The following is a 14,448-nucleotide window of genomic DNA, read 5'->3' as shown; positions in this document are numbered from 1 at the left end:
ATGCAAAACATGCAAAGCGTTATCAAAATTCATCCGTTAGATAATGTCGCGGTGGCACTGCGCGATCTGAGCGCGGGTGAAACCATCGACGTTGAATCCCTTTCTATTGTGCTGCCAGCCGATATCGCTCGTGGCCACAAATTTGCGCTAACGCCGATAGCGCAAGGCGATATGATCGTCAAATATGGCCTGCCAATTGGCCATGCACTTACCGCAATCGCGGCTGGTGAACATATCCATTCGCAAAATGCGAAAACTAATCTCAACGATCTGGATCAGTATCAATATCAGCCGGACTTTGCCAATCTGCCAGCCCAAATGGCCGATCGTGAAGTACAGATCTATCGTCGCAAAAATGGTGACGTTGGGATCCGTAATGAGCTGTGGATCTTACCCACCGTAGGCTGCGTGAACGGTATGGCGCGGCAGATGTTAACCCGCTTTATGAAAGAAACGGGTGATGCTGAAGGCATCGACGGTGCGTATCTATTCACTCATCCATTTGGTTGCTCACAGTTGGGCGACGACCACATCAATACCCGCACCATGCTACAAAACATGGTGCGCCATCCTAACGCCGGAGCTGTCCTCGTCGTTGGGTTGGGCTGTGAGAATAACCAAATTACCGCATTCCGTGAAACGCTGGGTGAATATGATGCCGAACGCGTGCATTTCATGGTGTGCCAGCAACAGGATGATGAAGTTGAAGCCGGTATTGAGCATTTGCACCAGCTATATCAGGTCATGCGCAACGATCGTCGTGAATCAGGCAAACTGAGCGAGCTCAAGTTTGGTTTGGAATGCGGCGGTTCTGACGGACTATCTGGAATTACCGCTAACCCGCTGCTGGGTCGTTTCTCCGACTATGTGATTGCTAACGGCGGCACTAGCGTGCTGACAGAAGTCCCTGAGATGTTTGGTGCTGAGCGTATTCTGATGAGCCGCTGCCGTGATGAGGCTACGTTTAAAAAAACCGTTGAGATGGTGAATAACTTCAAACAGTACTTTATTGAGCACAATCAGCCGATTTACGAAAATCCCTCGCCGGGCAACAAAGCGGGTGGGATCACCACTTTAGAAGAGAAATCTCTGGGCTGTACGCAAAAAGCTGGGCAGAGCCAAGTGATTGACGTATTGCGTTATGGAGAAAGACTCAAGGCACCAGGGCTGAACCTACTCAGCGCACCGGGTAATGATGCGGTAGCAACGAGCGCACTGGCCGGTGCCGGTTGCCATATGGTGCTGTTTAGTACCGGTCGCGGCACGCCATACGGCGGCTTTGTTCCAACGGTCAAACTGGCAACGAATACCGAAATCGCCACGAAAAAACCACACTGGATCGATTTCGATGCTGGACAATTGTTGCATGGCAAAACCATGGTTCAATTGTTGATTTCATTCGTAGATATGATCGTCGATATTGCTAATGGTCATCAAACCCGTAATGAAATTAATGACTTCCGCGAGCTAGCAATATTTAAAAGCGGCGTAACGCTGTAGTGAATGACAAGTAGTGGGCTAAGTTAAACACAAGGTTATATGCGAGACTGAGCTTTGAGCGGCGTTCTTCTGAACGTCGCTTTGTTATTTAATAAAGGGATGAATTCATGAGTAGTTACGAGTGGTTTGCACAAGGCGTAGGCGTTGTGGCTTTTCTGGTTGGCATCACCACATTTTTCAATCGTAACGAACTACGTTTTAAGTATCAGCTCTCTATCTATTCCGCCATTATTGGTCTGCATTTCTTTCTAATGGGCGCCCACTCGGCCAGTGCCGCCGCTGAGCTCAATGCGGTACGAACGGTGATTTCAACCCGCACACGTAGCAACTGGGTCATGTTGGTCTTTATTGTGCTCACGTTAGGGTTTGGTGGCTATAGTCTGCAACATGCGATGGAGTTACTGCCGATTATTGGCACTGTCGCCAGTACATGGGCATTATTTCGAACTCGAGGATTAACCACCCGCTGTGTTATGTGGTGCTCTACGGCTTGTTGGGTCACGCACAATATCTGGCTAGGATCGATTGGGGGTTCACTGATTGAAGGGAGCTTTTTGCTGATGAACGGATTTAATATCATCCGTTTTCACCGTATGCAACGACGCGGGATCGATCCGTTTAAGGTAGAGAAGAAAGCGTAAGAACCTCCAGCCCGCTCATCGAGCTGGAGATAATTAGACTGATTAAAGCGCCAAGAAGAAGCCAGCGATAGTTGCACTCATCAGGTTAGACAAGGTACCTGCCGCTACGGCTTTCAGGCCAAAGCGAGCGATATCATGACGACGCGTTGGTGCCATGCTGCCTAGACCACCCAGCAAAATAGCCACCGATGACAAGTTAGCAAAGCCGCACAGTGCAAAGGAAATAATAGCTTTGGTGTGGTCAGACAGCACCTGTAAGCCCGCCGCTGCAACTTCCGCATCGGCCTTCAGATATTCACCAAAGTTCATGAATGCCACAAACTCATTCACAATAATCTTTTGGCCAATAAAGGATCCGGCAATCTGCGCTTCGTTCCAAGGCACACCGATCAGGTAAGCAATAGGAGAGAATACCCAACCCAGAATGAGTTCCAGTGATAATTGTGGGTAATCAAACCAGCCGCCAATCCCCCCCAGCATGCCGTTGATCAACGCTATCAGCGCGATAAATGCCAACAGCATGGCACCCACATTCAATGCCAACTGCATACCTGACGCCGCACCTGATGCAGCAGCATCAATGACGTTAGCAGGACGATCTTCTTCCGCAATCAACTCCGCGGCATCAGTTTTGTCATGCGTTTTTTCCGTTTCAGGCACGATTAATTTAGCAAACAGCAAGCCACCCGGAGCCGCCATAAATGATGCGGCAATCAGATACTCTAACGGAACGCCCATTTGCGCGTAACCCGCAAGAACAGAACCTGCCACCGATGCCAAACCACCACACATCACGGCGAACAGCTCTGACTGAGTCATGGTTGAGATATATGGGCGAACCACCAGCGGCGCTTCTGTCTGCCCAACAAAGATATTTGCCGTTGCAGATAGGGATTCAGTACGGGAAGTACCCAGTACTTTCTGTAAGCCACCGCCCAGCAGGCGAATAACGATTTGCATAATGCCGAGATAGTAGAGCACGGCGATTAATGAAGAAAAGAAGACGATAACAGGCAGTACACGCAATGCGAATACGAAACCACCGCCACCAAAGACTTCAAACATTTTGTCAGACACCAGTCCACCAAAAATAAATGAAATCCCTTGGTTTCCGTAGGCAATAACGTTGGCGACGCCAGAAGACATTGCGCCTAATACATCGCGCCCAGCCGGAACGTAAAGCACGAAAGCGCCGATAACGACCTGAATAAGAAATGCGCCAGCCACGGTGCGTAGGTTAATAGCACGGCGATTGCTTGAAATTAGCACGGCAATCAGAATGAGTACCGCCATCCCCACCACGCTCATAATAAGTTGCATGGAATAGTCCCTGTAACGCGTTAGATTTTAGGTTGAATACCGACGTAAAACTCTCTCGCCGATGAGGGGCGATTATACCGATGGGGGAGGAAATATTGGTCAAGGCTGTCACAGTTTTATACAACTGGAAGCAACTAAAATCACGAAAAAGAGATATGCATCACATTATCACGCACACGTTTTCGTAGTCACCTTTGGGATAGTTAGCAAAGAATCTAAAATGATGCGGAAATGCCGAACAATCTACAGGTGTTTTGCCATATAGTCTCCGCAATCATTGCGGAGGGTTCCGGCCTTAACTCACATAGTGCTTCGAAGACTTTCCGTACACGTTCAGGACGATTTGGCTGACCTTGATAGCCAGAAAGTGGCATATCAGGAGCATCCGTTTCTAACAGTAGCGTACTTAACGGCAGCTCCGCTATGACCTGACGAGTTTTGTGCGCCCGATCGTAAGTGATCGTGCCACCCACGCCAATAAAGTAGCCGAGTTTAATAAAAGCCTGTGCCTGAGAAAGGCTACCAGAAAAACCATGAACAACGCCGCCGCGAGATAAATTCACCGCTCTAAGTTCACGAGACAACTGATCATGCGAGCGACGGGAATGCAATATCACCGGCAAATCATGGTGCTTCGCTAACTTTAATTGTGCCCTCAGTATGGCTAGCTGTCGCTCAAGCTGGGGATTATCCATAAATAAATCGAGCCCGATCTCCCCTACTGCAACCAACCTGTTTGGCTTGCTTGCTAATACATCAGAGAGATGTTCGACGTCCTGTTCGATATGCTGCTCGATATAAAGCGGGTGAAGCCCGACAGCGGCAAATAGCATAGGATGGAGATTCACCAGCGTTAGCACTCTTTGAAAGCGTTCTGCGCTGATGGTAGGTACAATAATATGACGCACTCCCTGTGCGTAGGCTAATGCAATGCTGTCAGACTCGTTCCCGCTGAACGGGGGAAAATCGAAATGGCAGTGGGTATCGATAAACCGAATATGGCGACCCATTTCATCCATACCCTCACTCATGACGTGCTGTCCTGCGACGTTGGCTTATCAGTGTGCTGCTGATTTGCTGGTGTCACGCTACCCTCAGGATCGGCTCCTTTTTGTCGGGTACTCTTATCCAGATGAACGCTATCAGGCAAAATCAGTGATTTCTCAGCGACCATATTTGTTTGTGGTTCCGGCAGTAAAATACCGGCTTTAGCCGCCGAATGGCTGGCTGCAACAATAGGCACCTCAGGCGCGATAGTATCTGAAGGCTGCAACAAACGGCGTGAAGCAAGTTTTTTGCTGGTATTGGGATGATTTTCCCGGGGCAATAACCAATGTCCGACGGTTGCCAAGAAATAGCGGCCGCAACGTCGTCCCAAATGGTAATCAGCATTCAACGCCGCGACCTTACTGCCGAGCGCATGGCTTGCTAATGGTTTCGGTGGATAGATTTCAAAGACTCGCACTTTTCCCGGCGGTTTCTCAATAAAACGTTGAATGCGGCGATAGCTTTTCTCGTGATACTGCAGCATTTTAACCATCTGCTGCAGGCTGCTTTCGCCTAGCATAGCTTCCATGCGTCGCATCCACTTGGGCGTATAAAACATTTGTGACGGAACGGTACGGATCACCACAATAGTATCAGCACCGCGTCGATGCGCTTCGCGTACGGGGATCGCATCACTAATTCCACCATCGTGGTAACTCACACCATCTAGCTCAACGCCCCAACGGTAAAATCCCGGAATGGCGCTGCTGGCCTTAATTACCTCAAGCCAGTTGTCGCGCTTGGCAGGAAAATAGGTTGGCGCGAAATCTTCACTGCGACTGGCACACATCAGCAATTGGCGATCGTCACCTAAGTGCTGCTCTGCGTAATCCATCGCCAGCGGGAGATCGTTGGCCGTCGCTTCGATCAACCAATCAAGATCGATCAAATGTCCCCCACGCACAAATCGCAGCGGATTAAAGAAATCAATGGAAGTGGTGTAACGTGTGATAACGCGTCGGGCATAGCCTGGCTGGCCACAGACAAACGCAGAAAGGTTTTGTGCCCCAGCAGAAGTGCCGAGATAGAGATCGAAGGGGTTAAAGCGCGCGCGTAGGAATTCATCCAGCACGCCAGCGGTAAATATTCCACGCTGTCCGCCGCCTTCACATACCAGCGCTATTTTTCCCGGCTGGTAGGGCTTGTACGCTAATGGCTCAATATTACCCAGCGTAATCGGTATTCTATATCCCAACCATCCATCCTCAATGAATCTTTACATCCTCCGAGGATACCCTGTCTTGCGCGATTCCGTAATCCTCTTGCAACAATCCGAGGAGGCAATCATTGTTGCCAGCAAGCCATTCACCGTCATGACCAAGCCATTCAGCCAGAGTAGACCTGACTTGACCGCGAATTTGCTTCCACTTACCAACAACAATGTCACCGTTCATATTTACAAACCTATTGCGCTTTCCATCAGACACGGATGGTGGGTTTGGTGTCGATACCCCAATGGCTCTTGTCGAAAAATTCTAACCATGAGCCAACAAGGGTATCCTTACCTAAGGACGACGTCGGCCTGTAAACAAGCTCACCAGGAACAGAATGATACCGACGACAAACACCACTTTAGCGGCCCAAGCTGCCGTACCGGCCAAGCCACCAAAACCTAATGCTGCTGCAATCAATGCAATGATTAAAAAGATAATTCCCCAACGAAACATATGCTCTCCTTACCTTGCCTAAATAAAAATTAAGAGCCTAACTAAAGGTGTTCTGCTCTTTTCTCAGTTATTTCTAAAGGGTAATCACTCCGAACGTACTTGGATAAGTACGTTCGGGGAAAGCAGATTACTGTTTTACTGTCAGATCATTTTTAACGCTTTTTACACCCTCAATCGCGCTAGCAACGCTTTCGGCACGATCGGATTGGGCTTTAGTTTTCACCGTACCGGAAAGCTGTACCAAGCCATCTTGGGTTTCAACTTTCACGTTACGTGATGGAACCAAATCGTCGGCCAGCAGTTTAGCTTTTACTTCGCTAGTGATCGCCGTGTCGCTGGCATATCCTTTAACGCTGGATTTGGTGCTGTCTTTCACATGCAGCTTGTCGCTGACGGATTTAACACCCTCGACGCCTTTCGCCAGCGTCACAGCGCGCTCAGCCTGATCCTGAGAAGACACAAAACCATTCAGCGTCACTACGCCTTTGCTGGTATTGACGGAGATGTCGTTACTTTTGATGTCTTTGGCATCGACCAGCGCGCTTTTCACCTTGGCGGTAATGCCGCTGTCATCCATATAGCCATCGACTTTCTTCATGGAGCTATCGATTTTCGCACCGGTTGAGTCAGCCGCGCTTTGTGCTTTCTGCATTAAGGTTTCTTCTGCCATAGCACTACCGCTAACCAGTACGGAACCTAAAACAATCGCCATCATTGAACGTGCAAACTTGGTATTTTTCATCGATTTCTTCCTTTTGATTTCAGTAACGGCTGTACGCCGCGGACCGTATTGCTTTCGGCCCTTTTCACATCGTCTCATCGGAGACTCGCTGTGCTAATGCTTTAAAATGCAGCCAGAGACCACCTTGGCAAAGCTAGAAAAATTCCAAATCAGCAATTAACAAACAAACGATTAACAAATCACGTCTGGAAAACCATCAAAAACTTGGTTAATCACTCCTGAAAGTGAAGAGTCAATCGTTAGTCTGCTGATTCAAAATCAATGTGTTATATTTCCAACCTTGTTACCGTGGTGCATTCAATACTTAAGCCAAACTAATAAATTCATTTGGCGTTAGATGTCTTGCGCCGCTGGAATAACTATAGCCCAGTAACAAAAAAATGCAGTTTAGATCACAATAACTGACGTTTTTTTGTGCAAAAAAGCGGCTTATTAAGACGATTCTGCGAATTTCAGGCATAAAAAAACCGCACAAGCGTGCGGTTTTTGAACAAATTCAGCAGAAAAACTATGCGGGAAAAAGATTAATGCTCACGTGTTTTGCGGAATTTCACTTCTGGATAGCGTTCGCTTGCCAGATTGAGATTGACCATCGTTGGTGCGATGTAGGCTAAATTATCGCCACCATCCAGCGCCAGATTAAGCTCGTTCTTACGTTTAAACTCTTCGAATTTCTTCACGTCATCGCATTCAACCCAACGAGCCGTTGAGACATTGACAGATTCGTAGATAGCTTCAACGTTGTATTCACTCTTCAGACGCGCTACCACCACTTCAAACTGCAGCACGCCGACCGCACCAACGATCAGGTCGTTGTTATGAATTGGACGGAACACCTGTACGGCGCCCTCTTCTGACAGCTGAACCAAACCTTTCAACAACTGTTTTTGCTTGAGAGGATCGCGCAGACGAATACGGCGGAACAGTTCAGGGGCAAAGTTAGGAATGCCGGTGAACTTCATATCTTCACCTTGCGTGAAGGTATCGCCAATCTGAATAGTACCGTGGTTGTGCAAACCAATGATGTCACCAGCATAGGCTTCTTCAAGGTGTGAACGGTCACCGGCCATAAAGGTTAACGCATCAGAAATCACAACGTCTTTGCCAGTACGAACCTGACGCAGCTTCATACTTTTCTCATAGCGACCGGACACCACGCGCATGAAGGCCACTCGGTCACGGTGTTTAGGATCCATATTTGCCTGAATCTTAAACACAAAGCCGGTGAATTTCTCTTCGGAAGCGCTAACTTCACGCGTATCGGTTTTACGCGGCATTGGCGCAGGAGCCCACTCAACCAAGCCGTCCAGCATATGATCCACACCAAAGTTACCCAGTGCAGTTCCGAAGAATACCGGTGTCAGCTCGCCGTTCAGGAAGTCATCTTTATCAAACTCCGCGGCAGCACCCTTCACCAGCTCCAATTCGCCACGCAGCTGTTCAGCCAAATCGTCACCAACGGCCGCGTCTAAATCGGGGTTATCCAGACCTTTAACGATGCGCACTTCCTGAATAGTATGGCCTTTACCCGTCTGATACAGATAGGTTTCATCTTTATAGAGGTGATAGACCCCTTTAAATGATTTACCACAGCCGATTGGCCATGTAATCGGAGCGCATACAATACGCAGCTCGTTTTCGACTTCGTCTAACAATTCCATCGGATCGCGGATTTCGCGGTCGACTTTGTTCATGAAAGTCAGGATCGGTGTATCACGCAGACGGGTAACTTCCATCAGCTTACGGGTACGATCTTCGACGCCTTTCGCGGCATCAATTACCATCAGACAACAGTCAACCGCAGTCAGCGTACGGTAGGTATCTTCCGAGAAGTCCTCATGCCCTGGGGTATCAAGCAAGTTAACCAAACAGTCGTGATAGGGGAACTGCATCACGGACGTGGTGATAGAAATACCACGCTGTTTTTCCATCTCCATCCAGTCAGACTTGGCATGTTGATTGGAACCGCGACCTTTAACCGTACCTGCGGTCTGAATAGCCTGTCCGAATAACAGAACTTTTTCAGTAATCGTGGTTTTACCGGCATCGGGGTGAGAAATAATTGCGAAAGTACGGCGTTTAGCCACTTCGCGTGCATATTCACTAGGAGACATGTTTTTCACGTTCTATCGTTAGCCACCCTGCGCCAACGCCCATAATCAAGACGATTTATTGATACGCAAAGTGGGAATAAAAAGGGTTTAGCGCGCTATTTTCCCTGATTTAGACAGGTTAGACAACGCACAATCATGGTAATTATCTGAGGAAGGGGGTCAGCCCAGCGGCAGCGCCATAATGCGCGCATCTTCGCGCCCATCAGCGGTTGGGTAATAATGACGTCGCACCGACACTTCATTGAAACCTAGCGACTCATAAAGCGCTATTGCCGCACGGTTGGAATCCCGCACTTCGAGCCATAATGTCACAATGCCTTTTTCCTCCAGATCGGAAATCAATGCTTCTAGCAACCCGCGCCCCAGCCCTTTACGCTGCTGGGTTGGCGCAACGGCAATATTGAATAATGTCGCTTCATCTAGCACCACCTGCGTAATCGCAAAAGCAGCTAATACGCCATCACACTCTAGTTTCAGATTGTAGTAGCGTTCACCATGGTTACTGAGGAACGTCTTTTCAGTCCATGGAAATGCATGGCTTGCACGCTCAATCTCAAAAGCAGCGTTAAAATCGGCCTCGGTGAGTGGAGAGATCTCACCCTTGAGGGAAGAAATGTTGTTCATCATGACAAATTTGCTGCCATAGGGCGCGTTTCGCACCGGAGTTATGATAAAGCGCGCTGAGCGCCGGAGAGTGCAGCATCACGCCGTCACGTTCTGTGGTCGATGTTTCACCGAGCCACCAGACATGATATTTTTCGCTATCTCTTAGCATGGCGTATTGATCTGGCGTGAGGATCACCGCCTGTTCAGGCGATAGCATCAACGCCTTGAGTACGTCACACAGTAATATGTCATCAGGAGAAATCGGCTCAGCCGATACAATTAGCAAGCGAGTCGAGCCAGATACGCTGACCGCAATCTCGCCATGCAGCGCAGTTGGACGCCGCAGCACCCACTGAGTAATACCAAGCTGCTGTAAAAGAAGATCGCGTCGGGAGGCCATACTGTCCTGCTTGTAGATAAAAAGAGACGTTAAGATGACTATCTGCGGCGTTATTCTAGCAAACCTATCGAACCTACGTCATTAAAGCTCTCCCCATCTTTACGTGACACTGCCTCTGCGTCGAATTTCCTCTCTATGCTGCCTTACTGCAACTCCACGTAATTTGGGTATATACTCCCCGCCTAGTTAACCTAAGGAAACACGTTTAATGTCATTATTTACCCCTGCCAGCGAAGTCATTCTGCGCCACAGCGAGGAATTCGAACCACGCCGAGTCCTCTTTGCAGGCGATTTACAAGATACCCTGCCAGCACAGTTTGAAGCGGCAGAGGTTCGCGTTCATACCAATCAATATCATCATTGGCAGCAACTGAGTCGTACCATGGGCGAACGTTGCCAGTTTGGCTTAACGGCAGATGCAGATTTAGTCGCTGATTGCGATACCCTGATTTATTACTGGCCTAAGAGCAAACAGGAAGCACAGTTTCAACTGCAAAACCTCTTCTCTCTAATGCCCGTTGGCACTGAGTTGTTTATCGTTGGCGAAAACCGCGCTGGCGTGCGTAGTGCAGAAGGCATTATCGAAACGTTCGGGCCTCTGGTGAAAATTGACAGCGCACGTCGCTGCGGTCTGTATCATGGACGTTTAGAAAAACAGTGCGATTTCAATCTTGAAGACTGGTGGGAAAATTACCAGACAGGCAGCCTCACTATCGCAACCCTTCCGGGTGTTTTCAGCCGTGACGGCTTGGATATCGGCAGCCACCTGTTACTTTCTTCGCTTGAACCACACATGAAAGGCAAAGTGCTGGATGTGGGTTGTGGTGCAGGCGTGTTATCTGCTGCAATGGCCAAAATGTCACCCAAAGTTAAGCTGACGCTTACCGATGTGAGCGCTGCGGCGTTGGAATCCAGCCGTGCAACGCTGGCAGCTAACGACATTCAGGGTGAAGTGATCGCCAGCAACGTTTATTCAGACGTGAATGGTCGTTTTGATATGATCATTTCCAACCCACCGTTCCACGATGGAATGCAGACTAGCTTAACTGCGGCTGAAACCTTGATCCGCGGTGCGGCAAAACAGCTGCAAATCGGTGGTGAACTGCGCATCGTGGCTAACGCTTTCTTACCGTATCCACAGTTGCTTGACGATGTCTTTGGCTCACATGAAGTGCTAGCTCAAACAGGTCGTTTCAAAGTCTACTCAGCCCGTCTGGGTCGCGCAGCTATTGCCAAGAAAAAACGCTAATGAATTCTACGACTGATATCCCTCGGGCTATCAGTCGTGCTCCCTTCCCCGCCCTGCTCCATACCACCATTCATCGCAATAATTTCTGGCACTAACGCAATTTACAAAATAAATGTCCACATTTTCACCAAACACGCCCCAAACATACATCGATGGGGAAATAAGTGTTGACGTAACCGCGAAAATCTCTAGAATTCGCCTCCGTGGTTATGTTGCTGCAAAGCAATATAAAACGGTATGCGAAGGTGGCGGAATTGGTAGACGCGCTAGCTTCAGGTGTTAGTGTTCTTACGGACGTGAGGGTTCAAGTCCCTCTCTTCGCACCAACAGATTGTTTCTTTCTTATCCTGCCTTATCCTTGCATCTCCCAGAGCTTTAACGACTTCCCTCTCCTCTTTGTACACATGTATTTCAGTCGCCTCCCAGTAGTTAAACGCCAAAGTAATTGTAATTTAAAGAAATTGTCGCAAGTCCTCCCGCCAGAGCTAAACCGGACGGCAGTAAAATATAATCGCGCAAACGTGGATTAAACAGCATAGCCAGCGTTGTTAGCATAGCTAGAACCATCATGCCTTTTAAAAAAGATAAATTCAGATTCGAGACGATCAGCAAGGGTAAAACCAATGTTGGTAGACTAATCCCCCAAATTCCGCTCAATGACCGCCATGCCCATAGACTTATCCCCCACACCACCAGCAACGCTATCGATACTATCAGCATAAATCGCACCATAGATGATAATAATTCCCAATATCATAGGCTGAGATTTTTTAATTTTCATCCATGAATTCTGTATGTGTACCTCACTCTCATCACGTACAAGAGCAAAAATGGTGTTTTTTTATCCACTTTGTCTCCTTGTAACCCACATTAATTACAAGCACATGACTTCTCCGATCAAAACTGTTACTTTTATGGTCGAATAAGAATAATCTCAGAAGTTTTTTTCTAATACTTAGAACATCACGTCATTTCAAATTCCTAATCCGAGCAATATTGACAGCCACGAGCCCATTTTTAATGAACGCAAAAAGTTACGATGAGTTATTAAATAGCAAAAGCCATATGACATTCCTGTTATTTATTCTGTTAAATGGTGCTACATCGTTTTATGCGTTGCTAAATCCATTACAAACAGATCCACCGTACACGATTGCAGGAGTCAGCATTTTTGCTTTTTGCCTACTTTCTGCCATATCTTTGATATGGCATCGTGAAAAATACTTGTTAAAACTCAATATTGCTGCACTGGTATTGGGGATACTGTGGTCATTTCATATTGCGGTAAAATATCGACATGTCGATGTAAGCGGGCATGAATTTTTATTAATCAATTTGTTCAGCGTTTTTTTTATTGCTGCGGTGACTCTTTCTGACAATTTATTGGCCTTTTGCCTAAATGCCATCCCTGTAGCGATTACCGTCATTATTTTAGAAGATTTCCATAATATGACGCGTATCTTATTCGTATTGGCACTGCCCATTATCGCGCTATCCCTTCACCGCGTTATAACTCGCAGGCGCGAGGCTTTCACACGTCAATTAGTAAACCAGCTTGAACGCGATAAGGCCCGTTTCAGCGATCTCAGCATGATTGACCCACTCACTACGTTACTTAATCGTCGTGGTCTAGAATTTCAATTTCATCACATGAGTAACGACTGTGCGACTGAGCACAAAGATTTTGTTGTGATGATAGACATCGATTTTTTTAAGCTTTATAACGATCATTATGGACATCAGTATGGTGATACCGCATTGACGGCCATTGCTCAGATTATCAAGGAAGCCGTACGCAGTAGAGATTTAGCGGTTCGCTACGGCGGCGAAGAGTTTTTACTTATTTTACGCGATGCATCTGAGACATTAGCTATCCAAATCTGTGAACATATTCGTTCGCATGTGGAACAATTAGCACTGATAAATGAATACCAGCCAAATGGGTACAGCGTAGTCACCATTTCGGCTGGTCTTTCAGAGATGTACAATAATAATTTAGAGAATGCTATCGCTCGCGCCGATCAGGCACTGTACTTATCTAAGCAAAAAGGTCGTAATAGAGTTTCACTGCAAAAAGTAGCCTAGCTGTTTATATACGCTACGGATATGACCGCAGGTCAATCACTCAAATATAGACAGCAGCACCGAGTCTTAAATAATTCTATTTTTCATAGTATCAAATAGAATTATTTCCACCTTTTCTATATCCGTAACGCTATGCAGCCAAGGGCACACTCTTAGCGCGCTAACATTTATCCCTTTCTACCCTCACCGCATTTTTCGCTTCGCATTCTTGCGATTGATAATGGTTATCAGTATTATTGCGTTTTTATCCATGCTTTCTAGGATGCTTTGGTGAAGATAACTGCGCTGACTGAGTTCGATACCTACCTTCCTGCGGTATTTCCCGCTTTTCCGCCAGAAGCGGAAGAGTTAACCGCGCTTTTCAGCCAGCATTATCCTCATTTCCTGACAACGTTTTTGATTGATGAAACTGCGTCTAGCCATGATTTATCCGCTATGCAGTGGTCCGCTACAGGAACATACGCCAAGCTGATGTCGCGCTATCAACATGAACACTACGCCGAGTTTCCGGACAAAAGCCCAGAAGCCAAACCGTTAGAATCACTGTGGGCTCAGTGGTATTTTGGGTTGCTGGTGCCGCCCATGATGCTGCTGTTACTCCAGCATTCTGCGCCTTTAGATCCACATATCCGCCAGTTCAAAGTCCGTTTCCACGATAGTGGACGGCCTGAGGCATTTATCTATTATCCAAAATTGATGTCCGGCGAGACTCGCAATAGCACACCTCTGCAGAGGATCGTGTCACTGGTTGAACGTCATTTGCTTCCGGCAGTCAATGCGATTGCACGGCAGGGGGTTTTAAACGCCAAGCTCATGTGGAGCAACATTGGTTATGTGATGCACTGGTATTTGGGGGAACTTCGCCCGCTTCTTGGCGATGCCACCTTTTCTCAGCTAGAACATGCGCTATTCTTCACTGCCGCATTTCCAAATGGGCAAGAGAATCCACTCTATCGTACTGTTCTGATGCGTAATGGTACTATTCAGCGCCGCACCTGCTGCCAACGCTATAAGCTGCCTAAAATGAAAGAGTGCGGTGATTGCCCATTAAATTTAGAGTAATTATTTTTGCGTTAA

At 47.5% G+C, this 14,448-nt stretch carries 14 protein-coding genes and 1 tRNA gene; 6 read left to right on the top strand and 9 right to left on the bottom strand.

Going from position 1 to position 14,448, the window contains the following annotated elements; translation table 11 throughout:
- Window positions 1-9 precede the first annotated feature (9 nt).
- A complete protein-coding gene (locus tag K9N75_RS03375) occupies window positions 10-1,500 on the top strand; it encodes a UxaA family hydrolase (protein ID WP_224452585.1) in 1,491 nt (496 codons plus the stop codon).
- A 107-nt stretch (window positions 1,501-1,607) separates the two neighbouring features.
- The gene (locus tag K9N75_RS03370; protein WP_008814988.1) at window positions 1,608-2,141 is read left to right on the top strand and encodes a YgjV family protein; all 534 of its coding nucleotides are present in this window, start codon (window positions 1,608-1,610) and stop codon (window positions 2,139-2,141) included.
- Between the two features lie 42 nt (window positions 2,142-2,183).
- Here the strand turns inward: K9N75_RS03370 and K9N75_RS03365 are convergent, their stop codons facing one another.
- From K9N75_RS03365 to K9N75_RS03325, 8 genes are all read right to left on the bottom strand, one after another.
- Entirely contained in the window at window positions 2,184-3,449 is a 1,266-nt protein-coding gene (locus K9N75_RS03365) for a NupC/NupG family nucleoside CNT transporter (protein WP_172635526.1), read from the bottom strand.
- A 227-nt stretch (window positions 3,450-3,676) separates the two neighbouring features.
- A complete protein-coding gene (locus tag K9N75_RS03360; protein WP_020303473.1) occupies window positions 3,677-4,492 on the bottom strand; it encodes a TatD family hydrolase in 816 nt (271 codons plus the stop codon).
- Complete coding sequence (locus K9N75_RS03355) at window positions 4,489-5,703, bottom strand: patatin-like phospholipase family protein (RefSeq protein WP_008814986.1); 1,215 nt, start codon at window positions 5,701-5,703, stop codon at window positions 4,489-4,491. The genes K9N75_RS03360 and K9N75_RS03355 overlap by 4 nt, the downstream gene beginning before the upstream one ends.
- Window positions 5,704-6,013: 310 nt before the next feature.
- On the bottom strand, window positions 6,014-6,175 hold the full coding sequence (locus K9N75_RS03345; RefSeq protein ID WP_004846733.1) for a DUF1328 domain-containing protein: 162 nt from the start codon (window positions 6,173-6,175) through the stop codon (window positions 6,014-6,016).
- A 127-nt stretch (window positions 6,176-6,302) separates the two neighbouring features.
- Window positions 6,303-6,917: a molecular chaperone OsmY gene (gene osmY / locus K9N75_RS03340; protein ID WP_004846732.1), complete on the bottom strand. Its 615-nt coding sequence runs from the start codon at window positions 6,915-6,917 to the stop codon at window positions 6,303-6,305.
- Window positions 6,918-7,441: 524 nt separating this feature from the next.
- Window positions 7,442-9,031, bottom strand: coding sequence for a peptide chain release factor 3 (gene prfC / locus K9N75_RS03335; protein ID WP_004846728.1), 1,590 nt, complete (start codon window positions 9,029-9,031; stop codon window positions 7,442-7,444).
- A 159-nt stretch (window positions 9,032-9,190) separates the two neighbouring features.
- Complete coding sequence (gene rimI / locus K9N75_RS03330) at window positions 9,191-9,658, bottom strand: ribosomal protein S18-alanine N-acetyltransferase (protein ID WP_008814985.1); 468 nt, start codon at window positions 9,656-9,658, stop codon at window positions 9,191-9,193.
- Window positions 9,627-10,037, bottom strand: coding sequence for a DNA polymerase III subunit psi (locus K9N75_RS03325; RefSeq protein WP_004846719.1), 411 nt, complete (start codon window positions 10,035-10,037; stop codon window positions 9,627-9,629). Before K9N75_RS03325 ends, rimI begins: the two co-directional genes overlap by 32 nt.
- A gap of 208 nt (window positions 10,038-10,245) precedes the next feature.
- On the opposite strand from K9N75_RS03325, the gene rsmC reads away from it, so the two are divergent.
- On the top strand, window positions 10,246-11,286 hold the full coding sequence (rsmC, locus tag K9N75_RS03320) for a 16S rRNA (guanine(1207)-N(2))-methyltransferase RsmC (RefSeq protein WP_008814984.1): 1,041 nt from the start codon (window positions 10,246-10,248) through the stop codon (window positions 11,284-11,286).
- A gap of 239 nt (window positions 11,287-11,525) precedes the next feature.
- Window positions 11,526-11,612: transfer RNA gene (locus tag K9N75_RS03315), tRNA-Leu, on the top strand.
- A gap of 103 nt (window positions 11,613-11,715) precedes the next feature.
- Here K9N75_RS03315 and K9N75_RS03310 read toward each other — a convergent pair.
- Entirely contained in the window at window positions 11,716-12,006 is a 291-nt protein-coding gene (locus K9N75_RS03310) for a DUF1435 family protein (RefSeq protein WP_039187953.1), read from the bottom strand.
- Between the two features lie 300 nt (window positions 12,007-12,306).
- Here K9N75_RS03310 and K9N75_RS03305 point away from each other — a divergent pair, with 300 nt between their 5' ends.
- Window positions 12,307-13,371, top strand: coding sequence for a GGDEF domain-containing protein (locus K9N75_RS03305; RefSeq protein ID WP_008814982.1), 1,065 nt, complete (start codon window positions 12,307-12,309; stop codon window positions 13,369-13,371).
- Between the two features lie 270 nt (window positions 13,372-13,641).
- Window positions 13,642-14,433, top strand: a complete 792-nt coding sequence (fhuF, locus tag K9N75_RS03300; protein WP_114445140.1) for a siderophore-iron reductase FhuF — start codon at window positions 13,642-13,644, stop codon at window positions 14,431-14,433.
- The last annotated feature ends 15 nt before the right edge of the window (window positions 14,434-14,448 follow it).

The sequence above is a fragment of the Hafnia paralvei genome (assembly GCF_020150375.1).
GTDB lineage: Bacteria > Pseudomonadota > Gammaproteobacteria > Enterobacterales > Enterobacteriaceae > Hafnia > Hafnia paralvei.
This window is presented reverse-complemented; position numbering and strand designations above follow the sequence as displayed.